General features: G+C 60.5%; 22 protein-coding genes and 1 riboswitch. Of the genes, 9 read left to right on the top strand and 13 right to left on the bottom strand.

Annotated elements, in window-relative coordinates; translation table 11 throughout:
- Positions 1–61 precede the first annotated feature (61 nt).
- From AB4O23_RS06240 to AB4O23_RS06230, 3 genes are read right to left on the bottom strand one after another with little or no spacing between them, the layout of a single operon-like run.
- On the bottom strand, positions 62–358 hold the full coding sequence (locus AB4O23_RS06240) for a winged helix-turn-helix domain-containing protein (RefSeq protein WP_065879342.1): 297 nt from the start codon (positions 356–358) through the stop codon (positions 62–64).
- 19 nt (positions 359–377) lie between these two features.
- Positions 378–878 carry a M48 metallopeptidase family protein gene (locus AB4O23_RS06235; protein WP_017531032.1) on the bottom strand — a complete coding sequence of 167 codons (501 nt, stop codon included), beginning with the start codon at positions 876–878 and terminating at the stop codon, positions 378–380.
- Between the two features lie 43 nt (positions 879–921).
- Complete coding sequence (locus AB4O23_RS06230) at positions 922–3,027, bottom strand: putative bifunctional diguanylate cyclase/phosphodiesterase (RefSeq protein ID WP_460069992.1); 2,106 nt, start codon at positions 3,025–3,027, stop codon at positions 922–924.
- Positions 3,028–3,335: 308 nt separating this feature from the next.
- Here AB4O23_RS06230 and AB4O23_RS06225 point away from each other — a divergent pair, with 308 nt between their 5' ends.
- Together AB4O23_RS06225 and AB4O23_RS06220 are read left to right on the top strand one after the other, a co-directional pair.
- Positions 3,336–4,001 carry a polysaccharide lyase family 7 protein gene (locus AB4O23_RS06225; RefSeq protein WP_065879395.1) on the top strand — a complete coding sequence of 222 codons (666 nt, stop codon included), beginning with the start codon at positions 3,336–3,338 and terminating at the stop codon, positions 3,999–4,001.
- 761 nt (positions 4,002–4,762) lie between these two features.
- Positions 4,763–5,056: a fructose-bisphosphate aldolase gene (locus tag AB4O23_RS06220; protein WP_065879340.1), complete on the top strand. Its 294-nt coding sequence runs from the start codon at positions 4,763–4,765 to the stop codon at positions 5,054–5,056.
- 62 nt (positions 5,057–5,118) lie between these two features.
- Here AB4O23_RS06220 and fba read toward each other — a convergent pair whose 3' ends face one another.
- From fba to tkt, 6 genes are all read right to left on the bottom strand, one after another.
- Positions 5,119–6,183, bottom strand: a complete 1,065-nt coding sequence (gene fba / locus AB4O23_RS06215) for a class II fructose-bisphosphate aldolase (protein WP_003234513.1) — start codon at positions 6,181–6,183, stop codon at positions 5,119–5,121.
- Positions 6,184–6,394: 211 nt separating this feature from the next.
- The gene (locus AB4O23_RS06210; protein ID WP_017531025.1) at positions 6,395–6,727 is read right to left on the bottom strand and encodes an MliC family protein; all 333 of its coding nucleotides are present in this window, start codon (positions 6,725–6,727) and stop codon (positions 6,395–6,397) included.
- Between the two features lie 61 nt (positions 6,728–6,788).
- Complete coding sequence (locus AB4O23_RS06205) at positions 6,789–7,016, bottom strand: hypothetical protein (RefSeq protein ID WP_017531024.1); 228 nt, start codon at positions 7,014–7,016, stop codon at positions 6,789–6,791.
- Between the two features lie 29 nt (positions 7,017–7,045).
- Positions 7,046–8,209, bottom strand: a complete 1,164-nt coding sequence (locus AB4O23_RS06200; RefSeq protein ID WP_017531023.1) for a phosphoglycerate kinase — start codon at positions 8,207–8,209, stop codon at positions 7,046–7,048.
- 17 nt (positions 8,210–8,226) lie between these two features.
- The gene (gene epd / locus AB4O23_RS06195; RefSeq protein ID WP_460105772.1) at positions 8,227–9,282 is read right to left on the bottom strand and encodes an erythrose-4-phosphate dehydrogenase; all 1,056 of its coding nucleotides are present in this window, start codon (positions 9,280–9,282) and stop codon (positions 8,227–8,229) included.
- A 166-nt stretch (positions 9,283–9,448) separates the two neighbouring features.
- The gene (gene tkt, locus AB4O23_RS06190) at positions 9,449–11,446 is read right to left on the bottom strand and encodes a transketolase (protein ID WP_460062616.1); all 1,998 of its coding nucleotides are present in this window, start codon (positions 11,444–11,446) and stop codon (positions 9,449–9,451) included.
- A 259-nt stretch (positions 11,447–11,705) separates the two neighbouring features.
- Here tkt and AB4O23_RS06185 point away from each other — a divergent pair, with 259 nt between their 5' ends.
- The 5 genes from AB4O23_RS06185 (at position 11,706) to AB4O23_RS06165 (ending at position 16,703) form a co-directional block, all read left to right on the top strand.
- The gene (locus AB4O23_RS06185; protein WP_017531020.1) at positions 11,706–12,701 is read left to right on the top strand and encodes an ArsR/SmtB family transcription factor; all 996 of its coding nucleotides are present in this window, start codon (positions 11,706–11,708) and stop codon (positions 12,699–12,701) included.
- An 18-nt stretch (positions 12,702–12,719) separates the two neighbouring features.
- Positions 12,720–13,910 carry a methionine adenosyltransferase gene (metK, locus tag AB4O23_RS06180; RefSeq protein ID WP_017531019.1) on the top strand — a complete coding sequence of 397 codons (1,191 nt, stop codon included), beginning with the start codon at positions 12,720–12,722 and terminating at the stop codon, positions 13,908–13,910.
- 221 nt (positions 13,911–14,131) lie between these two features.
- Positions 14,132–14,482: a hypothetical protein gene (locus AB4O23_RS06175; protein ID WP_017531018.1), complete on the top strand. Its 351-nt coding sequence runs from the start codon at positions 14,132–14,134 to the stop codon at positions 14,480–14,482.
- A 98-nt stretch (positions 14,483–14,580) separates the two neighbouring features.
- Entirely contained in the window at positions 14,581–16,242 is a 1,662-nt protein-coding gene (gene ligB, locus AB4O23_RS06170; protein WP_068938109.1) for an NAD-dependent DNA ligase LigB, read from the top strand.
- Positions 16,243–16,307: 65 nt separating this feature from the next.
- Entirely contained in the window at positions 16,308–16,703 is a 396-nt protein-coding gene (locus tag AB4O23_RS06165; protein WP_460069997.1) for a DUF1090 domain-containing protein, read from the top strand.
- 6 nt (positions 16,704–16,709) lie between these two features.
- Here AB4O23_RS06165 and AB4O23_RS06160 read toward each other — a convergent pair whose 3' ends face one another.
- Complete coding sequence (locus AB4O23_RS06160) at positions 16,710–17,159, bottom strand: c-type cytochrome (RefSeq protein ID WP_017531015.1); 450 nt, start codon at positions 17,157–17,159, stop codon at positions 16,710–16,712.
- A gap of 128 nt (positions 17,160–17,287) precedes the next feature.
- Between AB4O23_RS06160 and mltA the strand changes: the two genes are divergently transcribed.
- Positions 17,288–18,484 carry a murein transglycosylase A gene (gene mltA / locus AB4O23_RS06155; RefSeq protein ID WP_017531014.1) on the top strand — a complete coding sequence of 399 codons (1,197 nt, stop codon included), beginning with the start codon at positions 17,288–17,290 and terminating at the stop codon, positions 18,482–18,484.
- 74 nt (positions 18,485–18,558) lie between these two features.
- Here the strand turns inward: mltA and AB4O23_RS06150 are convergent, their stop codons facing one another.
- The 3 genes from AB4O23_RS06150 to AB4O23_RS06140 all read right to left on the bottom strand — a co-directional run bounded on the left by AB4O23_RS06150 (position 18,559) and on the right by AB4O23_RS06140 (position 20,494).
- Complete coding sequence (locus AB4O23_RS06150; protein ID WP_116078186.1) at positions 18,559–18,945, bottom strand: MAPEG family protein; 387 nt, start codon at positions 18,943–18,945, stop codon at positions 18,559–18,561.
- A gap of 157 nt (positions 18,946–19,102) precedes the next feature.
- Complete coding sequence (locus AB4O23_RS06145; RefSeq protein WP_065879334.1) at positions 19,103–19,990, bottom strand: formate/nitrite transporter family protein; 888 nt, start codon at positions 19,988–19,990, stop codon at positions 19,103–19,105.
- Positions 19,991–20,104: 114 nt separating this feature from the next.
- Positions 20,105–20,494, bottom strand: coding sequence for an acyl-CoA thioesterase (locus AB4O23_RS06140; protein WP_017531011.1), 390 nt, complete (start codon positions 20,492–20,494; stop codon positions 20,105–20,107).
- Between the two features lie 198 nt (positions 20,495–20,692).
- Positions 20,693–20,798: riboswitch (S-adenosyl-L-homocysteine riboswitch) on the top strand.
- Positions 20,799–20,819: 21 nt separating this feature from the next.
- Here AB4O23_RS06140 and ahcY point away from each other — a divergent pair.
- Positions 20,820–22,229 (top strand): adenosylhomocysteinase, encoded by a 1,410-nt coding sequence (gene ahcY / locus AB4O23_RS06135; protein ID WP_017531009.1) that lies wholly within the window; start codon positions 20,820–20,822, stop codon positions 22,227–22,229.
- Positions 22,230–22,286 lie beyond the last annotated feature (57 nt).

The raw sequence follows: 22,286 nt of genomic DNA, 5'->3' as shown, positions 1-22,286 counted from the left end.
CCCCCCTCACATGTGGAAGGGGGCTTGCTCCCGATGGCGCCAGCCGGTTCAGCGCAAAACGTCAGGGATAACCCAAAACCTGTTTGATGGCCGCCAGATTACCCTCGATCCAACGCCGATCAATCGCCCCCCAATCACGAATCCGATACTGCCCGGCATGGTTGCGGGCACCTTCCTCCTGCTCGAATTCACACACGATATCCAGATCGGCCAACGCCGCAATCGTGTCCTGCGCCGTGCGTCGGGGCATGCCGGTGACGTCGGTCAACGCCGGGACGCTGCTGGCCAGCCCACTGTCGATCAGGTACGCCACGTACAGACGGCGATAGAAACTGCTTTTGGTCTTGCTCACTTCCATGGTGGGTCGCCTTGTGCGGTCAGGGTTTACCCTGCAGGTCGCGATACGTGAGGTACACGCGCAGGTCGAATTCCACCTGGTGGTAGCCTGGCATCATGTAGTCGCAGAGTTTGTAGAACGCCTTGTTGTGGTCCGATTCCTTGAAGTGCGCCAGCTCATGTACCACGATCATGCGCAGGAATTGCGGTGCCGCCTCTTTGAACAGCGCGGCAATGCGGATCTCTTTCTTGGCCTTCAGGTTGCCGCCCTGCACCCGCGAAATCGTGGTGTGCAGGCCGAGGGCGCGGTGGGTCAGGTCCAGGCGGTTATCGAACAGCACTTTGTCGATGGCGGGGGCGTTGCGCAGGTGCTCCTGCTTCAAGGCCAAGGCGTAGGCGTACAGGGCCTTATCGCTCTGTACGGCATGGCGTTCGGGGTAACGCTGGTCCAGATAGGCACCCAACTGGTCCTTGGCGATCAGTTGGCGCACTTGTTCCTGAAGAGCGGGCGGGTAGGCCTGGAGGTATTTCAGCGCGGTCATTGAGGTCTGCAACAAGGTTCGAATGGCCGTCAGTGTAGCGAATTCAACGCAGGCGGGCGCGCGCCCAGTCGGCTACTTCCGAGGCCATCAGCGGTGGCGCCGCCCATGCCCCCTGGACAAACGGGCAACCCTGGGCCTTGAGCCAGTTGGCTTGCTCCTGGGTTTCCACGCCCTCGGCCACCACCAGCACCTCAAAATGCGCGCACAGCTCGATAATGCTGCGCGCCATCGCCGCGTCGCGGGCCGAGCCGGGCAGGCGCGCGACCAATTGCGGGTCGAGCTTGAGGGTGTCGAACGCCAGGTCGCGCAGGTGGGCCAGGGAACAGCTGCCCGAACCGAAGTCATCCAGGGCGATGCGCACGCCGATTTGGCGCAGCAACTTGAGCTGCTTGGCAGATGCTTCCAGGTTGCTCATCAAGCTGTCTTCGCTGATTTGCACCTCCAACTGACGCCCCTGTAACCCATGTCGCTCCAGCACCTGCTGCAGTTGCGTCACCAGGTTGGGCATATTGAACTGGTTGCTGCTCAGGCTCACGCTCAACACCAGGTCATCGTCGAAGGTGGCTTGCCACGCCTGACGCTGGGCAGCGGCCTGTTGGTAGATCCATGCGCTTAATTGGCTGATCAGCCGCGCTTCTTCCAGCAACGGCAAGAACAACCCCGGCGGCACATCGCCGACACTGGGGTGCTGCCACCGCAACAGCGCCTCAACCCCGCGCAAACGCCCGTCCGCCAGGGAAACCTGGGGCTGGTAGACCAGGACGAAATCCTTGTTTTGAATGGCCGTGCGCACGCTGTCTTCAAGCATCAGGCGGGAGCGGGCGCGGCCGTTCATTTCCTGATCGTAATAGCGATATTGCTGACGCCCCGCACGCTTGGCTTCGTACATGGCGATGTCGGCGGCACGCAACAGGCCGTTCAAATCCGCGCCGCAATCGGGGTAGGTTGCGATGCCAATGCTCACGCCGAGCATCACATCCAAACCGTCGACCTGATGGCACACGGACACCCGTTCGATCAACTTTTCCGAAATTTTCGCGGCCTGCTCCGGGAACTCCAACTCCAGCAACGCGGTAAATTCATCCCCCCCCATGCGGCCAATAATGTCGTAGGAACGCAGACACCCCTGCAGTTGCTCGGAAACCCAACGCAGTACACGGTCGCCGGCATCATGGCCCAGGGAGTCGTTGACCCGCTTGAAGCCATCCAGGTCCAGGTACAACAACACCAGGGACTGCTCGGTCCGCTCGACGCGCAACAGGGTATTTTCTACCGCCTGGTAGAAACCACGCCGGTTCAGCAACCCGGTCAGCGGGTCGGTCACGGCCTGGAACTCCAACTGCTGGTGCAAATGGCGCACTTCAGACATGTCCAACACCGTCACCACCATGGCCTTCTGCTCCGCGGGTAACGGCGCGCAGGACAAGGCCACCGACACTTGCTGACCGCGCCCGGTACGCAGGATCGCATCATGCAGGCGCCAGGTTTCGCCCTTGCAGTAACCGGCGTGCATTTGCGAGTCCGACCAGACCGGCACGTGTGGCTTTTGCAGGAAGCTCAGGAACTCCTGGCCTTGCAACTCGTGGATCGTGGCATTGAGCAGGCGCGAAATCGCCGGGTTGGCGTACGCAATCACGCCCTCCTCACTGACGACCAGGATGCCTTCGGCGGCGTTGTCCAATACCGAGGCATTGAAGGCGCGGGCGGATTCCAGGTCATGGCTCAGGCGCTGCAACGCCCGGCGATTACGCTGATGCTCCAGCAAAGCCTGGACCTTGGGCTTGAGGATATGCGGGTCGAAGGGCTTGAACAGGTAATCAATGGCGCCGCTGGCATAGCCTTCCAGCACCGCCGCGGGTGACTGGGCGTTGGCACTCAAAAAGATGATCGGCGTCATGCGCGTTCGCTGGCTGCCGCGCATCAAGCGGGCGACTTCGAAGCCGTCCATGCCGGGCATCATCACATCCAGCAATACCAGGTCGACTTCGTGGGACAACAACAACTCTAGGGCTTCCACGCCGGACGCTGCGGTGACCACCTGCCAGTCATCACATTGCAAGAGTGCGCGCATGCTGATCAGGTTTTCCGGGTAGTCATCGACCACCAGAAGAACCGAACTGCCATCGCCGTGATGTGGAGCGCATTCCATGCTGGGACTCTTCCTTAGGTCTACTCCGGTCACTTCTGACAGAAAACCCGGACAAACATCAAGGCCTCACTCTAGCCCTGGATCCTGAAAATCAGAAGTGACGTGGATGCCATCATTGCGCCAAAGTTCAGTCAGCCGACTAACGGTCACCCTCTACAAGCCACGATTCATGGGAAACATGGCTTTTTGGCATTCCCTTGGCGCCAATAAATTGCCAGTAAATGTTTAACAACTGGTTGACCACCGCCTATAAAGAACCTGTAAGGCCCTCGGGCCAAAGCCTTCACCCCCTGTATAAGGCCAACACCATGATCGACCTCTCCACTTGGAACCTGAGCATTCCGGTCGGCTCGCCCCCCGCGACTATCGAAACACCGAAACTGCTCAGCGGCTTCAACGACCAGTACTTCCAGGCCGAAGGCAGCAACGTGCAATTCTGGACCCCCGTCACCGGCACCCGCACCGAAAACGCCATCTACCCGCGCAGCGAACTGCGCGAAACCTACGCTGACGGGCGTCTGCGCAACTGGACCTACCCCGAAGCCGACAACTTCCTGCGCGCCACCCTGGCGGTCAACCAAGTGCCCTCCAGCGGCAAGATCGTCATCGGGCAGATCCACGCCTACGACAGCCAAAGGCCACTGATCAAGCTCGAATACCAGTTCAAGGAAAAGACTCAGACCGGCAATATCGTCGCCAAAGTGCGCATGCGCCCGGATGAAGACACCAGTCGCGTGATCATCGTCGCCTCCAATGTGCCACTGGAGAAAAGCTTCACCTATGTAATCAACCTCAACAAAGCCGGGCTGCTCAGCGTGTACGCCGCCGACAGCGAATGGAACGAGCGCATCGGCGCGGCGTGGGGCGACAAACCGCTGTACTTCAAGGCGGGCGCGTATGTGCAGGACAACAGTGGGGACAGCAAGGAAGGCGCGAAGGTGGTATTTGAAAAGTTGGATATTGATCACGAATAAACGTCGTCCCCTGTAAACGGAACTCAATGCAACCAGAGAACCCAGCGCCTATCCCTTTGAGCGTGGCTTTGCAGGCGCGCGAGGAACCGGCGCTGAGGCTTTGGGCGTTATCGGCATTAGCTCGGGCTCGCGTGGCGGGGGAAACCGACCCGGTGGTGGCCACATTGGAGCGACCGGTTTGCGAGTGCTCATGCACTATCGCTCCCGTCAGTGATGCTTTACCGCCTTAGCATCGCGCGCCTATCGCCATAAACAACTGTGAGAACTAACAGTGGACTATAGTTTTTGGCGATTAAAACAGGTGACGTTTGTGCGGTTGGGTATTGATCTTGCGTGAATTGTCCCGGTAGTCCCAAGGACGATTCGCAAATAACGCCGACGTCTTAAACACACCATTCAACCCCTGTGGGAGCCATCGCGGACAAGCGCGGTTCCCACAGTTGATCTACTTTGCCTGAAGACGCTGCGCTCGTCCTACACGACCGTTGCGGCATGCCAAGTCGACGCTTATAGCTCGCCCCGTCGCTGGCATTGAATGGCGATAGGGTTTCGCAGCCCTAACGATACGTGTGTAACCAAGCATCATGAATACAATGACGAGTGCATCTGCGCCCGACGTCTGTTTTATGGTGGCTGTGTGTGGGAGACCTTCGGGTCTGCCGGGTTCCTCGTATCCTCGGTCTGCGAACCCGCACACAGCTACCACCCATTCGTTTCGCAGCGAACGGCGGTAGTCCTTTTAGATACGAGGAATATTTGCCATGGTTCAACAACTCCCACCCCGCCGCTTCACGCCCTGCACCGAAACCGCCACCGATTACCCAGTGCTCCTCATCGACAGCGACGCCCCATTGCTCGACCTCCACGCCTGCCTGCGCGAACGCCTCAACGCCGCCCTCGAACACCTCAACCTGATGGCCTGCTCCAGCCTGCCGGACTTTGCAGAGTGCGACTTGAATAACGTGGCCAATACCGCGCGCATTCTGGTGCAGGATGTGAGTGATGTGTTTCGGGTGGTTGAACAGCGAGGGTTCGATACTTCACCGCCAAGCTGATCAAAATCCGGCCACAAAAAGAAGCCCGCATCGCTGCGGGCTTCTTTTTAAACACCTGAGGCTCAGTTCACCTTAGCGTTCAACTCACCTTTCAAATAACGCTGGTACATCGCTTCCAGCGAGATCGGCTTGATCTTCGAGGCATTGCCGGCAGTACCAAACGCTTCATAGCGTGCGATACACACATCACGCATCGCGGTCACGGTAGCACCGAAGAATTTACGTGGGTCGAATTCGCTCGGGTTGGTGGCCATCAGGCGACGCATGGCACCGGTGGAGGCCAAACGCAGGTCGGTGTCGATGTTGACCTTACGCACGCCATGCTTGATGCCTTCGACGATTTCTTCAACCGGTACGCCGTAGGTTTCTTTGATGTCGCCGCCGTACTGGTTGATGATCGCCAGCCACTCTTGCGGTACCGAGGAAGAGCCGTGCATCACCAGGTGGGTGTTGGGGATGCGTTTGTGGATTTCCTTGATGCGGTCGATGGCCAGTACGTCGCCGGTGGGCGGCTTGGTGAACTTGTAGGCGCCGTGGCTGGTGCCGATGGCGATGGCCAGGGCGTCGACCTGGGTTTTCTTGACGAAGTCCGCAGCTTCTTCCGGGTCGGTCAGCATTTGGCTGTGATCCAGCACACCTTCGGCGCCGATGCCGTCTTCTTCGCCGGCCATGCCGGTTTCCAGGGAGCCCAGGCAACCCAGCTCGCCTTCAACCGAAACGCCGCAGGCGTGAGCCATGGCTACGGTTTGTTGGGTCACGCGTACGTTGTATTCGTAGTCGGTGGGGGTCTTGCCGTCTTCGCCGAGGGAGCCGTCCATCATGACCGAGCTGAAGCCCAGTTGGATGGAGCGCTGGCACACGTCAGGGCTGGTGCCGTGGTCTTGGTGCATGCACACCGGGATGTGCGGGAATTCTTCAATCGCGGCGAGGATCAGGTGACGCAGGAACGGGGCACCGGCGTATTTGCGCGCACCGGCCGAAGCCTGGACGATCACTGGGGAGTCGGTCTTGTCAGCGGCTTCCATGATGGCGCGCATCTGCTCAAGGTTGTTGACGTTAAAGGCTGGGACGCCGTAGCCGAACTCGGCTGCGTGGTCCAGCATTTGACGCATGCTGATAAGTGCCATTGTGTTGTCTCTCCCGGTCGAGGGTCGTTAATCGTGCAAGCCTGCCGTAGCGGCGGCTGCTATTCAAGTTATTGCCGGTCAGGTTTTGCATGCCTGGCCCGCTGAATCGTTATTGCAGTGTCCGGCCCACCACCTATGCCACTTTGGAACCGGATTTAATGTAGGAAGGGGCAAGCCCCTCCCACATTTGGATTTCATCAAATTTGAAATCTTATTGGGCCTTGCAGCCACGCCCGATCAAATCGTCGGTGGCAACCCAGTAAACCAGGCCTTCCTCACCTTTTGTGTGAAACGCCAACTGGTCGTTGCTGTACAGCACGCCCGAGGCGGCAACGTCCTGTTTAAGACGGTAAACCTGGTCGGAACCGCCGAGGCGTACATCCACCTCGGAACGGGCCTGGTTAGCAAAACGCCAGTTGACCTCGGCCTTGCTGTCGCAGGTCCAGGTGGTCCACTTATCGGCAGGTTCTGCCTTATTGAACATGTTCATGCTGCTGCAACCAGCCAGTAGGGCCAGTGCCGCCAGGGCGAAAACGCCTTTCATTGCCAATCCTCGAACGACGGCCCAAAGGCCGCCACTGCTGTCGGTTAGTTGATCAGACCCGTCAAGGGCAACCCTGTTCCTGACCGTTGGGCGCAGAGTCGTATTTCTCCAGCCGTTCGTTGCCGATGCGCTTGTTGATCACCGGCATGGTCTCGGCTTGCCAGTCAGCCTGATAGCAGTTTTTATCCTGTGCGGGCGCAGGCTTGCTCGCCTCCTGCGCCGCGCTTGGCGTGCTGCCACAGCCGGCCAACAGGCCCGCTGCAATCACCAGTGCCAACGACTTGATCATGGGAATGCTCCTTTTCCTGATCACGTGCCTTAACCTTTGGCTCGGGTTTCCAGCATTTGCACCGCAGGCAGGACCTTGCCTTCGACGAATTCTAGAAACGCGCCGCCACCGGTAGAAATGTAGGAGATCTGGTCAGCCACGCCATATTTGTCGATGGCCGCCAGGGTGTCACCACCGCCGGCGATGGAGAAGGCCGAGCTTTCGGCAATCGCCTTGGCCAGCACTTTGGTGCCGTTGCCGAACTGGTCGAACTCGAATACGCCGACCGGGCCGTTCCACAGGATGGTCTGGGAGGCTTTCAGCAGTTCAGCGAAGTTGGCCGCGGTTTGCGGGCCGATGTCCAGGATCATGTCGTCGTCGGCTACGTCAGCGATCAGCTTGACGGTGGCGGCGGCGCTTTCAGCGAATTCCTTGGCAACAACCACATCGACCGGCAATGGCACGCTGACCTTGGCGGCGATGGCGCGGGCGGTGTCGAGCAGGTCCGGTTCGTACAGCGACTTGCCCACCGGGTGACCGGCTGCGGCCAGGAACGTATTGGCAATGCCGCCGCCGACGATCAGTTGGTTGCAGATCTGGCTCAGGCTGTTAAGCACGTCCAGCTTGGTCGACACCTTGGAGCCGGCCACGATGGCGGCCATCGGTTGCGCCGGTGCGCCCAGGGCTTTGCCCAGTGCGTCCAGTTCAGCGGCCAGCAGTGGGCCGGCTGCCGCAACCTTGGCGAACTTGGCCACGCCGTGGGTCGAGCCTTCGGCACGGTGAGCGGTACCGAAAGCGTCCATCACGAATACGTCGCACAGGGCCGCGTATTGCTGGGCCAATTCGTCGCTGTTCTTTTTCTCGCCTTTGTTGAAGCGCACGTTTTCGAACAGCACGATATCGCCGGCCTTCACGTCCACGCCGCCCAGGTAATCAGCCACCAGCGGCACGTCGCGGCCCAGGGCACGGCTGAGGTAGTCGGCCACCGGCTTGAGGCTGTTTTCGGCGGAGAACTCACCTTCGGTCGGGCGACCCAGGTGGGAGCAGACCATCACGGCCGCGCCTTTTTCCAGGGCCAGCTTGATGGTCGGCAGCGAGGCCAGGATTCGCGCATCGCTGGTGACTACACCGTCCTTGACGGGGACGTTGAGGTCTTCGCGAATCAGTACGCGCTTACCTTGCAGATCGAGGTCGGTCATCTTCAACACGGTCATGGGTCGCAGTTCCTGAATTACTGTTGAGGTTGTTTAGAGGCGATATGCAGATAATGTTCCGCAACGTCGAGCATTCGGTTGGCAAAACCCCATTCGTTGTCGAACCAGGTCAGGATGTTCACCAGCCTCGGGCCGGAAACGCGGGTCTGGCTGGCATCGACGATCGCCGAATGCGGGTCATGGTTGAAATCACAACTGGCGTGGGGCAACTCGGTATAGGCCAGCAGGCCTTTGAGCGGGCCGCTGGTAGCGGCGTCGCGCAGGATCCGGTTGACCTCCACGGCATCGGTGTCGCTGACGGTTTGCAAGGTGATATCCAGGCAGGAGACGTTCACCGTCGGCACCCGTACGGCTTTGGCCTGGATTCGCCCGGCAAGTTCCGGCAGCAGACGTTCGATGCCACGGGCCAGGCCGGTGGACACCGGGATCACCGACTGGAACGCCGAGCGTGTGCGGCGCAGGTCTTCATGGTGATAGGCGTCGATCACCGGCTGGTCGTTCATCGCCGAGTGAATCGTGGTGATCGACACGTAATCAATACCAATCGACTGATCCAGCAGGCGCAACAGCGGCACGCTGCAGTTGGTGGTGCAGGAAGCGTTGGACACCAGCAGCTCACTGCCGGTCAGGCAATCCTGGTTAATGCCATAGACGATGGTGGCGTCGACATCCGCCTCGCTGGCCATCGGCTGGGAAAACAACACACGCGGTGCTCCGGCGTCGAGAAAACGCTGGCCATCGGCACGGGTGTTGTAGGCACCTGAGCATTCCAATACCAGGTCGACGCCTAGCGCCGCCCAGTCGATGCCCTCGGGGGTGGCACTGCGCAGTACTTTCACGCAGTTGCCGTTGATATGCAGACAATCGCCGTCAACCCGCACTTCGCCGGGAAAGCGGCCGTGGGTGGAGTCAAAGCGTGTCAGGTATTCGATGCTGGCCATGTCGGCCAAATCGTTGATCGCAACAATTTCAAACCCGGCGGCGCCCCCTCGCTCGAACAGAGCACGCAAGACGCAACGACCAATGCGGCCGTAGCCGTTGAGTGCAACTTTGTAGGGACGCGGTTGGGGCATGGGGTTCTCGATCAACTTGGGTGAAGGGGTGAATGTGCCACCACCTTCGCGAGCAAGCCCGCTCCCACACTTGAATGGGTTCACAATTGCAACTGTGTGAACCCGATCAAATGTGGGAGCGGGCTTGTTCGCGAAGAGGCCAGCACAGCCACCTCAATCTACAGCCTTAGTCTTCCAGCAGTTCTTCAGCCTGGCCCAGGATGTTTTCCAGGGTGAAACCGAACTCTTCGAACAACGCTGGCGCCGGCGCCGACTCACCGTAGGTGGTCATGCCGATGACGCGGCCTTCCAGGCCCACGTACTTGTACCAGTAGTCGGCATGCGCCGCTTCGATGGCGATACGCGCGCTGACCTGCAACGGCAGCACCGATTGCTTGTAGTCGGCGTCCTGGGCTTCGAACACGCTGGTGCACGGCATGGACACCACACGCACGTTGCGGCCCTGGGCGGTCAGCTTGTCGTAAGCCTGAACGGTCAGGCCCACTTCGGAACCGGTGGAGATCAGGATCAACTCCGGCTCGCCGATGCAATCCTTGAGCACGTAGCCACCGCGGCTGATGTCAGCGATCTGCGCGTCGGTGCGCACCTGATGTTGCAGGTTCTGACGCGAGAAGATCAGCGCCGACGGGCCGTCCTTGCGCTCGATGGCGTGCTTCCAGGCCACGGCGGATTCCACCGCGTCGGCTGGGCGCCAGCAGTCCAGGTTCGGCGTGGTGCGCAGGCTGGTCAGTTGCTCGACCGGCTGGTGCGTCGGGCCGTCTTCGCCCAGGCCGATGGAGTCGTGGGTGTACACATGGATCACACGCTTCTTCATCAGCGCGGCCATGCGTACGGCGTTACGTGCGTACTCCATGAACATCAGGAAGGTCGCGCCGTAAGGCACCAGGCCGCCGTGCAGGGACACGCCGTTCATGACGGCGCTCATGCCGAACTCGCGCACGCCGTAGTACATGTAATTGCCGCTGGCGTCTTCGGCCGAGACACCTTTGCAGCCCTTCCACAGGGTCAGGTTGGAACCGGCCAGATCGGCCGAACCGCCGAGGAACTCAGGCAGCAGCGGGCCAAAAGCGTTCAGGGTGTTCTGGCTGGCTTTACGGCTGGCGATGGTTTCGCCCTTGGCCGCGACTTCGGCGATGTAGGCCGAGGCTTTTTCCGAGAAGTCGGCAGGCAGGTCGCCTGCCAGGCGGCGGACCAGTTCGTTGGCAAGCTCAGGGAATTCGGCGGAGTAGGCCGCGAAACGCTGGTCCCACTCGGCTTCGGTGGCCAGGCCTTTTTCTTTGGCGTCCCATTCGGCGTAGATGTCGGCCGGGATTTCGAACGGGCCGTGATTCCACTTCAGCGCTTCGCGGGTCAGGGCGATTTCCGCGTCACCCAGTGGAGCGCCGTGACAGTCTTCCTTGCCTTGCTTGTTCGGTGAACCGAAACCGATGGTGGTCTTGCAGCAGATCAGGGTCGGCTGCGCGCTCTTGCGGGCGGTGTCGATGGCAGTCTTGATCTCTTCCGGATCGTGGCCGTCGACATTGCGGATCACCTGCCAGTTGTAGGCTTCGAAACGCTTTGGCGTGTCGTCGGTGAACCAGCCTTCGACTTCGCCATCAATGGAGATGCCGTTGTCATCGTAGAAGGCGATCAGCTTGCCCAGGCCCAAGGTACCGGCCAGGGAGGCGACTTCGTGGGAGATGCCTTCCATCATGCAGCCATCACCCAGGAACACGTAGGTGTGGTGGTCGACGATATCGTGGCCAGGGCGGTTGAACTGCGCGCCCAGCACTTTTTCCGCCAGCGCGAAGCCAACCGCGTTGGCCAGGCCTTGGCCCAGGGGACCGGTGGTGGTCTCGACGCCTGGGGTGTAGCCGAACTCCGGGTGGCCCGGGGTGCGGCTGTGCAACTGGCGGAAGCTCTTGAGGTCGTCGATGGTGACGTCGTAGCCGGTCAGGTGCAGCAGCGAGTAGATCAGCATCGAACCGTGGCCGTTGGACAGCACGAAGCGGTCGCGGTCGGCGAACGACGGATTGCTCGGGTTGTGTTTCAGGTAATCACGCCAAAGTACCTCGGCGATATCCGCCATGCCCATCGGGGCACCGGGATGGCCGCTGTTGGCTTTTTGCACGGCATCCATGCTGAGGGCACGAATGGCGTTGGCACGCTCACGACGGCTGGGCATCGCTGATCTCCTGGGGGCTTGAATAAAGAAACGGAAAAAAGGACCGGCATTTTCCCTCAGCCACCGCCTGCGGGCAATGACAGATAGTCACTTGAGGGTGTTTTTCCTGCGGTTTACCCGGCATTCCCTTGCAGAAACCGGACACCCGTTCGTCTAGAGGGTATAGCGGCTGCTTATAACCGCCACTTATCGATCAATATCAAAACTTTTTGATATTGACCTTGCGGGTATGCCCGCCCGTCACTAGACTGCTGGCCTTATGAACCTACCCGTGCCCTCACTACGTCCAGACGACGGCGATGAACTGGCAGCCCTGTGCAAGGCCGCTGGAGACCCGCTGCGCTTGAACGTTTTACGCGCACTGGCCAATGACTCCTTCGGCGTATTGGAACTGGCGAAGATCTTCGCCATCGGCCAATCGGGCATGAGCCACCATTTGAAGGTGCTGTCCCAGGCCGACCTGGTGGCCACTCGCCGCGAGGGCAATGCAATTTTCTACCGCCGCGCCCTGCCCCATACCGACTTGCTCGGCGGCAAGCTGCATGCCGCGTTGCTTGAAGAAGTCGACAACCTGAGCCTGCCCGGCGACGTACAGTCGCGCATCAGCCAGGTCCATGGGCAGCGCGCAGCGGCGAGCCAAGACTTTTTCGCACGGGTGGCCGAGAAATTTCGCGCCCAGCAAGACCTGATTGCCGGTCTTGCCCAATACCGCGACAGCGTACTGGCACTGCTGGACAAGCTGAGCTTCAGTGAAGGGGCAACTGCCTTGGAAGTCGGCCCAGGGGATGGCGGTTTCCTGCCGGAACTGGCGCGCCGCTTCCAGCAGGTCACTGCGCTGGATAACAGCCCGGCCATGCTCGAACTGGCGCGCCAGCTGTGCGAACGCGAGGCACTGGGCAACGTCAGCCTGCAGTTGGCTGACGCGCTCAACAGCACGACGATCAAGGCCGACTGCGTGGTGCTGAACATGGTCTTGCACCATTTCGCCGCCCCTGCCGACGCGCTCAAGCAAATGGCCGGGTTGCTGCACCCCGGCGGTAGCCTGCTGGTTACGGATTTATGCAGCCACAACCAGAATTGGGCCAGGGAGGCCTGCGGTGATCTCTGGTTGGGATTTGAACAGGACGATCTGGCCCGTTGGGCCACCGCTGCGGGGCTCGTTCCCGGGGAAAGCCTCTATATAGGCTTACGTAATGGTTTCCAGATCCAGGTCCGCCACTTTCAGCGACCGGCTGGCGACACTCACCATCGGTAATATCAGGAAAACATCGAGATGAGCGAATACTCCCTTTTCACCTCCGAGTCCGTGTCTGAAGGGCATCCGGACAAAATCGCCGACCAGATTTCTGATGCGGTGCTGGACGCCATCATTGCGCAAGACAAGTTCGCCCGCGTGGCGTGCGAGACTCTGGTGAAAACCGGTGTAGCAATCATCGCGGGTGAAGTGACCACTACGGCCTGGGTTGATCTGGAGCAGATCGTCCGTGACGTGATCACCGACATCGGCTACAACAGCTCCGACGTCGGCTTCGACGGTGCGACCTGCGGCGTGATGAACATCATCGGCAAGCAGTCCCCGGACATCAACCAGGGTGTCGACCGCGCCAAGCCGGAAGACCAGGGTGCCGGCGACCAGGGCCTGATGTTCGGCTACGCCAGCAACGAAACCGAAGTGCTGATGCCGGCGCCGATCACCTTCTCGCACCAGCTTGTGCAGCGTCAGGCCGAAGCGCGTAAATCCGGCCTGCTGCCATGGCTGCGCCCGGACGCCAAGTCCCAGGTAACCTGCCGTTATGAAGGCGGAAAAGTCGTCGGTATCGACGCTGTGGTTCTTTCGACCCAACACAACCCGGACGTTTCCTACACCGACCTGCGTGAAGGCGTGATGGAGCTGATCGTCAAGCACGTGCTGCCTGCCGAACTGCTGAGCAAGGACACCCAGTTCCACATCAACCCGACCGGCCAGTTCATCATCGGTGGCCCAGTGGGTGACTGCGGCCTGACCGGTCGCAAAATCATCGTCGACAGCTACGGCGGCATGGCCCGTCACGGCGGTGGTGCGTTCTCGGGTAAAGACCCGTCCAAGGTTGACCGTTCCGCAGCGTATGCCGGTCGTTACGTGGCCAAGAACATTGTGGCGGCCGGCCTCGCCGAACGTTGCGAGATTCAGGTTTCCTACGCGATCGGCGTAGCGCAGCCTACATCGATCTCGCTGAATACCTTCGGCACCGGCAAGATCAGCGATGACAAGATCGTCAAACTGGTGCGCGAGGTTTTCGACCTGCGCCCTTATGCGATCACCACCATGCTCGACCTGCTGCACCCGATGTACCAGGAAACCGCAGCCTACGGCCACTTCGGCCGTACCCCTGCGCAGAAAACCGTCGGTGACGACACCTTCACCACCTTCACCTGGGAAAAAACCGACCGCGCCGACGACCTGCGCACGGCAGCCGGCCTGTAATCGCTCGCCGCACCCCAAAGCCCCGCCGGGTTCGCCCGGCGGGGCTTTTTATTGCCCGGTGTTTCGCGGTGATGTTCACATTTTTTGGATCCAAACCTTGCAGGCTAAATAATGGCCCACTAGAATCCGCGCCCTCTCGGGCCCCTTAACCTAATTTGGATATTGCGCTGCGCCCGCCCGGGACTCATCAGCGTGCAGGCAATCGAACATTGAGGTTTTTCATGCGCATCTCCACGCTCGCCCCCGCCGCCCTTTTGCTCAGCCTGTTCGCCCTGCCGGCCCACGCCGCTGACCTGAGCGCACTGAGCGGCGCCCTGACTTCCCAGTTGGGTGGCGGCAATTCCGGCGACTGCCAGAAACAATCCGCAGACCTGCAAACCAAGATCGATGCGGCCGAAGCCAGCAAAGACACCTTGAAAGTGAAGGCCTTCAAAGCAGCGCAAGACCAGATCAACAAAGGTTGTGACAAACTCGCCGAAGCCCAGGCCAAGGCCGACGCCAAGCAGCAAACCCAGGAAGCCAAGGCTGATAAGCCGGATGCCGTGAAAGCCCTGGGCGGTCTGTTCAAGTAAGCAGAAACACCTCGCAAAAAGCCCCGCACTGCCGGGGCTTTTTTATGCCTGAGGAGTTCATTTAGGCTGGGCGCCCCTTCCGAGCAAGGATGCTCACGATGCGCTTATTGATCGCCCTTTTACTCATCGCGTTACCCTACCGGGTCTGGGCCGAAGCCTGCCCGGACGAAGCCCGGACACAGGTCAGCACCCTGGCCGAACAGATCCGCCTGTGGGATGACAGTTATCACCGTCTCGGCCAATCGCCTGTCCATGATGAACTCTACGACCAGGCTCGCCAGCGCCTGGCCCATTGGCGCGAGTGCTTCGCCCCGACCAGCGCGGCACCGGGCAACCCGCTGGCCAGCTCACGGGGTACCGTGCCTCACCCAATTGCGCATACCGGCCTGGAAAAACTGCCAAATGAACAGGCGGCGGGCGCCTGGCTGGGCACCCGCCAGGACGTATGGATTCAACCCAAGGTCGACGGCGTAGCGGTGACGCTGGTGTATCGCCAGGGCCGCTTGAAGCAGGTGGTCAGTCGCGGCGATGGGGTGCTCGGCCAGGACTGGTCCGCCTCCGCGCGCAAGATCCCGGGCATTGTCCAGCAACTGCCGGAACCCATCGACCTGGTGCTGCAAGGCGAACTCTATTGGCGCCTCAACGACCATGTGCAATCGGCCCAGGGCGGGCGCAATGCTCGCAGCAAAGTATCCGGGCTGCTGAACCGTAAACATTTGAGCGATACCGACGCCGCCGGCATCGGCCTGTTTGTCTGGGCCTGGCCCGAAGGCCCTACGGCGTTCAGCGAGCGTCTGGCCACGCTGGCACGCTGGGGTTTCACCGACAGTCAGCGTTACAGCCACCCCGTGCAGAACATCACCGAAGCCGCGCACTGGCGTACTTATTGGTACAACCACCCACTGCCTTTCGCCAGCGACGGGGTTGTGTTGCACCAGGCATCGCGCGCGCCCGCCGAGCGCTGGCGGGCCAGTGCGCCTTACTGGGCTGTAGCCTGGAAGTACCCGGCCTCCAAAGCCTTGGCCCTGGTGCGCAAGGTGCGGTTCAAGATCGGTCGAACCGGGCGCATTACACCCATTCTGGAATTGGAGCCGGTACGGCTGGATGACCGGCAGATCAGCCGGGTCAGCGCCGGCTCTTTGAAACGCTGGCAGGCGCTGGATATACGCCCCGGCGACCAGGTGTCCATCAGCCTCGCGGGGCAGGTGATCCCTCGCCTGGACCAGGTAATTTTGCGCAATGCCACCCGGCTCGACCTTGCAGTACCCGACCCTCGCGACTTCCATGCCTTGAGTTGCTGGCAACTGGACCCCGGCTGCGAAGACCAGTTGCTGGCGCGCCTCACCTGGCTGAGTGGCAACCAGGGCCTGGCCTTGCCCTACTTGGGCCGCGAAACGTGGAACGCTTTGATCCAGGCGGGTCTAATCGCAGGCTTTCTCGATTGGTTGACCCTGGATGCGGCAGAGCTTGCTAACATTGACGGCTTCGGCGATCAAAGCCGCGCGCGGCTGCTCGACAGCCTCGCTAGCGCGCGACAACGGCCCTTTGCACAATGGCTCAAAGCTATGGGCGTACCGCCTGCGGCACGCAACAACCTCAAGGGCGACTGGCAGGCGCTGGCCGCCAGAGACACCCAGGCCTGGCTGGCTATCGATGGCATAGGCCCAGGTCGCGCAGCGCAACTGAGTGCTTTTTTTCGCGACCCGCAGGTACAGGCGCTGGCCGAAACATTACACGTGGCCGGAATAGACGGGTTTTGACCGCACCCAGCCACCTTCAAACCACGGCAGAATTCACCCTGCCATTTACGACCCCGGAGCCCCACATGAAATGTCTAGCCCCTTTTGCCCTACTGACCGTCGCAAGCTTTATGGCCACCCCTCTGCTGGCAGCCGAGGAAGCTTCCCCACTCACTGGCTGTGCCGCCAAGCGCCAAGCCATCACCACCCAGATCGAACAAGCCAAGGCTCACGGCAACAGCGAACAACAGGCAGGCCTGGAAACAGCCCTGAGCGAAGTCACCGCCCACTGCACCGACGCCTCCTTGAAAAAGGAGTGGGAAAACAAGGTGCTCGACGCCAAGCATGAAGTCAGCCGCCGCCAGGCCGACCTCGACAAGGCGATGAAAAAGGGCGATGCCGACAAGATCAACAAACGCAAAGACAAACTCGCCGAGTCCCGCAAAGCACTGCAGGACGCCGTGGAAGAACTCGACCAGTAAACCCGGTCAATGGTCTCGAAATTGTTTATGGCAAGCGCTGCACGCATCTTCGACTTTCTGTATGGCAGGCGAAAGGTTACTGGCCTTGTAGGGCTGAACTTGGCTGGCGATCACCAATTCACCGGTGGCCGCTTCCAGGTCGCGGGCCAGTTGCTGGAACTGCGCCTGTTTTTGCCACACGTCGTCCTTGGCGCTGGTGTGATCTTCTTCTCGTACGCTCGGGAAGTGCTGCCACGGTTCATGGGACAGCGCGTCAAGCTTGACCGCGCCTTCGGCGAATTTCGCGCCATCGAACGGGATGCGCCCGCGCAGCATGCCGCCCAGGTCTTCAGCGGTCTTGAGCATTTGCTTGAAGATCGCCTTGCGCTGGCCCAGCGGCGAATTCGGATCAACGCCGCCACAGGCAGACAATGCCAGGCAGGCCAGCAGTACAACCGTCATTTTTTTACAAGTCATGGTGGCTCAGGGTCACGGGAAACGGTGGCCAGTATCCCCGCCCCGTCCGTAAACACCAATAGCCCTATTAATAATAAGGGTTGCCCCTCGGCGCTACGGCGCGGGCGACCACTTCAGGAATCGCTTGCATGAACCTCTCGTTGAACCCCTGGAGCCGCCGCCTGGCGTGGGCTCTGCCGATGATCGCACTGCTGGCCGGCTGCGACGCGGGCAAGGATAGCGGTAAACAAACCCCCTCTGTTGAACCCGCCAAACCCCACGCCGTCGCCACCTATGTGAGCGCGGCATGGGAGGCCCTGCCGGCGGTGTCCGACAGCGACCTGCTAGCGGGTTTTGAATCCTGGCGCAGTGCCTGCCAGCGCCTCAAGGCCGACCCTGTATGGGGCGCGACCTGCGCGGCGGCGGCCACGGTGCCGGGCAATGCGCCAGCCGTGCGGGGTTTTCTCAAGGAGCGCCTGGATGTGTTCGGCCTGCGCTCGGCCGACGATACCCCGAACGGCTTGATCACCGGCTACTACGAACCGGTCTATCCCGGCAGCCTGACCAAGACCGCCACAGCAAATGTGCCGGTGTACGGCGTGCCGGACGACCTGATCATCGTCAACCTGGAAAGCATCTACCCCGAACTCAAGGGTAAACGCCTGCGTGGCCGCCTGGAGGGCCGTGTACTCAAACCTTATGACGACGCCGGCGCCATCAACGGCCAAGGCTCCACCGCCAAACCGATCGCCTGGCTGACCAACCCGATGGACCTGCAGTTCCTGCAGATCCAGGGTTCCGGCCGCATTCAGCTCAAGGGTGGGCGTCAACTGCGCGTCGGGTATGGCGACCAGAACGGCTACCCGTATCGTCCTATCGGCCGCTGGCTGGTGGAACAAGGCGAGCTGAAGAAAGAAGACGTGACCATGGGCGCGATCAGCGCCTGGGCCAAGGCGCATCCGGAGCGAATTACGCAGTTGCTGGCCAGCAACCCCAGCTACGTATTCTTCAGTGCTCGCCCTGACAGCAACGAAGGCCCGCGCGGTTCGCTGAACGTGCCACTCACCGCCGGCTACAGCGTGGCGGTGGACCGCAAGGTGATTCCGCTGGGCAGCCTGTTGTGGCTGTCGACTACCAAGCCCGACGGCACGCCACTGGCACGCCCTGTCGCCGCGCAAGATACCGGCGGTGCAATCACCGGCGAAGTACGCGCGGATTTGTTCTGGGGCACCGGCGAAGCCGCGGGTGAACTGGCGGGGAACATGAAGCAGCAGGGGCAAATCTGGATGTTGTGGCCTAAAGGCGCGGCGTTGCCGCAGGTGCCGGATGCACCCGCCGGGAGCTGACAGACACTGAAAGTCAAAATGTGAAGCAGGCCCAGTGTGGTGAGCGGGCTCCCACACTGGGCCTGCATCAGACCTTAGATCGAGACAAAGAAGAAACTCGCAATCAAGGCCATGCCCACCGTCCACACCAGCGAACGCAATATCGCCCAGTCGGCCAGGTAGCAAATGATGTACAGCAGGCGGCTGGTGATAAACAGCACGGCCAACACGTTGATGGTCACCAGTTCGGCGGTGCCGGCCAGGTGGGCGATAATCACCGCCGCCGCGAACGCCGGCGTCACTTCAAAGCTGTTGAGCTGTGCGCTGTGGGCACGTTTGGCAACCCCTTCGAGGTTGTCCAGAAAAGCCCGAGGGTCGTGGTTATCACGCGCGCCGAATTTGCCGTCACTGAACTTGGCCACACCTGTACACAGGTAAGGCAGAAAAATGGCGATTAACACACACCAGAAAGCAACCGTCATCACTCATTCCTTATGTAGTTTTATGCAGCAATTAGAGTTTTAGCACTAAACATCAGACATCGCACCTACCCGCTAGGAGCCGTGGCGCGCCGAAAGGTTCGATCGCGCGCATGAGGGTCAAGCGCACAACCGGACCGCCCCGGGCCACGCCTGACATTCACTGGTTCTTGTCAATCTGCTGCGGATGCCTCGGGTCTGCAGCCTTCTTGCCCGGCAGGCTGCCTTCGCTGCGGATCTGCGCGTGGCTGATCAGGGCAAAGATAAAGCTGCCGCCGATGATATTGCCCGCCAGTGTCGGGCCGGCAAACACCAGCCAGAAATCCTTCCACGGCAGTTCGCCGGCAAACACCAGGTAGGACACTTCCGCTGAACCCACCACGATATGGGTGAAGTCGCCCAAGGCCATCAGGTAAGTGATCAGAATGATGATCCACATCTTGGCGCTTTCCATCGACGGGATCATCCACACCATGGTCGCGATCATCCAACCGGAGACGATGCCTTTGGCGAACATCTGGCCAGGATGGTTTTCCATGACCTTGCGCCCGATCTCGAGGAAGGCCAGGTCGGTCTTGGTATCGAAGATCGGCAGGTGCAGCATCACGTAAGCGACCAACAGTGTGCCGCACAGGTTGCCCACCAAGACCACCGTCCATAGCCGCAACAGGCGCCCGAAGTTGGCCAGCGTGGGTTTGCTCATCACGGGCAGCACGGCGGTGAGGGTGTTTTCGGTAAACAGTTGCTGACGCGCCAGGATCACCGCCAAAAAGCCCGCGCAATAGCCAAAACTGGCGATGACCTTGAAGCCTTCAGCGTCCGGCAGGCGTGAGTTGAGCAGCCCCATGGCCATCAACGACAGGCCCATGGTAAGACCCGCCGCCAATGCCGACCACCATAGGGCGGCGACATTGCGCTCAAGCTCCTGGTCGCCCTGGGTACGGATGATTTCATGCAGCACCGCTGCCCGAGGCGGCTGGCTCTTGTCCACGTCCTGCTGCTCTTCCTGCGACAGGTTGGGGGTGTTGCCGTCTTCGTGTGTGGCCATGAGGTCCAGAATCCAAGGGGTGCCTGTAGCTACGACACGCCCCAGCGATGGCTGTTCAGTGGCCAGGTAATTTCCATGCGCAATGATTCGGCAAACAATCAACGCGCGATGGGGTTATTCCTGAAACTGGTCTTTGACGTACTTGATTTCGGTACGCCCATGAGGTGCCGGCAAACCGTCTTCGCCGAGGTTGACGAAGACCATTTTCTCAACCGTCAGGATGCTTTTGCGGGTGATCTTGTTGCGCACTTCACAGGTAAGCGTGATGGAGGTGCGACCAAATTCGGTGGCGGTGATGCCCAACTCGATGATGTCGCCCTGGCGCGAGGCGCTGACGAAGTTGATTTCGGAGATGTACTTGGTCACCACACGTTGGTTGCCCAACTGGACAATGGCGTAGATCGCCGCTTCTTCGTCGATCCAGCGCAGCAGGCTGCCACCGAACAGGGTGCCGTTGGGGTTGAGGTCTTCAGGTTTTACCCATTTGCGGGTGTGGAAGTTCATGGTCACTCCAAAGCGTCTTGCGAAATGATGGGCAACATCATGGCAGAGCCCAGGCCCAAGCTCTATGAGCCATTACCTATCAAGCCCATGAGCGATCTTCATGCCGCCGACAGAAAGGCTTGGGAAGTCCGGCGCACACAGCTATAATCGCCACCGCTTCAAAACGGTCATCTTCAATTGATACCGTTCTCCCGCCACCTGTCCGAGGGGCGCTGCAGCAGGCTTGGCCTGTCAGGCTCGGATGGGGCGTTGTCCGGCCTGGTCGTCCAGCTGGATACTAAACGCACAACGGCGCCCATTCGCACACTACGAATGGAGGCTCTCTATGAGCGCTGTAATCACGCCTGCAGATTTCACCGACTACAAAGTCGCCGACATGTCCCTCGCTGCCTGGGGCCGTCGCGAAACCTTTATCGCCGAATCCGAAATGCCTGCCCTGATGGGCCTGCGTCGCAAGTACGCCGCAGAGCAACCGCTCAAGGGCGCGAAGATTCTCGGCTGCATCCACATGACCATCCAGACTGCCGTGCTGATCGAAACCCTGGTTGCCCTGGGTGCCGAAGTGCGTTGGTCGTCGTGCAATATCTTCTCCACTCAAGACCAGGCCGCTGCCGCTATCGCTGCCGCCGGTATCCCGGTATTCGCCTGGAAAGGCGAGACCGAAGAAGAGTACGAGTGGTGCCTGGAGCAAACCATCCTCAAGGATGGCGCGCCTTGGGATGCCAACATGATCCTCGACGACGGCGGCGACCTGACCGAGCTGCTGCACAAGAAGTACCCAGCCATCCTCGACCGCGTCCACGGCGTGACCGAAGAAACCACCACCGGCGTGCACCGCCTGCTGGACATGCTGGCCAAGGGCGAGCTGAAAATCCCGGCCATCAACGTCAACGACTCGGTGACCAAGAGCAAGAACGACAACAAGTACGGCTGCCGTCACAGCCTGAACGACGCCATCAAGCGCGGCACCGACCACCTGCTGTCGGGCAAGCAAGCCCTGGTGATCGGCTACGGTGACGTGGGCAAGGGTTCGTCCCAGTCCCTGCGTCAGGAAGGCATGATCGTTAAAGTCTCCGAAGTCGACCCGATCTGCGCCATGCAGGCCTGCATGGACGGTTTCGAAGTGGTTTCGCCGTTCATCGACGGTATCAACGACGGCACCGAAGCGAGCATCGACAAGGCTCTGCTGGGCAAGATCGATCTGATCGTGACCACCACCGGCAACGTGAATGTTTGCGACGCGAACATGCTCAAGGCCCTGAAAAAGCGCGCCGTTGTCTGCAACATCGGTCACTTTGACAACGAAATCGACACCGCTTTCATGCGCAAGAACTGGGCATGGGAAGAAGTGAAGCCACAGGTACACAAGGTTCACCGTACCGGTGCCGGCGCTTTCGACCCACAGAACGACGACTACCTGATCCTGCTGGCTGAAGGCCGTCTGGTTAACCTGGGCAACGCCACCGGCCACCCAAGCCGCATCATGGATGGCTCGTTCGCCAACCAGGTACTGGCCCAGATCTTCCTGTTCGGCCAGAAATACGCCGACCTGTCGCCGGCCCAGAAAGCCGAGCGCCTGACCGTGGAAGTCCTGCCGAAGAAACTCGACGAAGAAGTGGCCCTGGAGATGGTCCGCGGCTTCGGCGGCGTGGTGACTCAACTGACCAAGACCCAGGCCGACTACATCGGCGTGACGGTTGAAGGCCCGTTCAAGCCGCATGCTTACCGTTACTAAGTAGCCCGCTCTCTCCCTGTCGGAGCGAGCTTGTGTGGGAGCGGGCTTGCTCGCGAA

Source organism: Pseudomonas sp. H2_A10, from assembly GCF_054680085.1.
The sequence above is the reverse complement of the archived record's forward strand: the minus strand, read 5'-3'. Positions and strand labels throughout refer to the sequence as shown.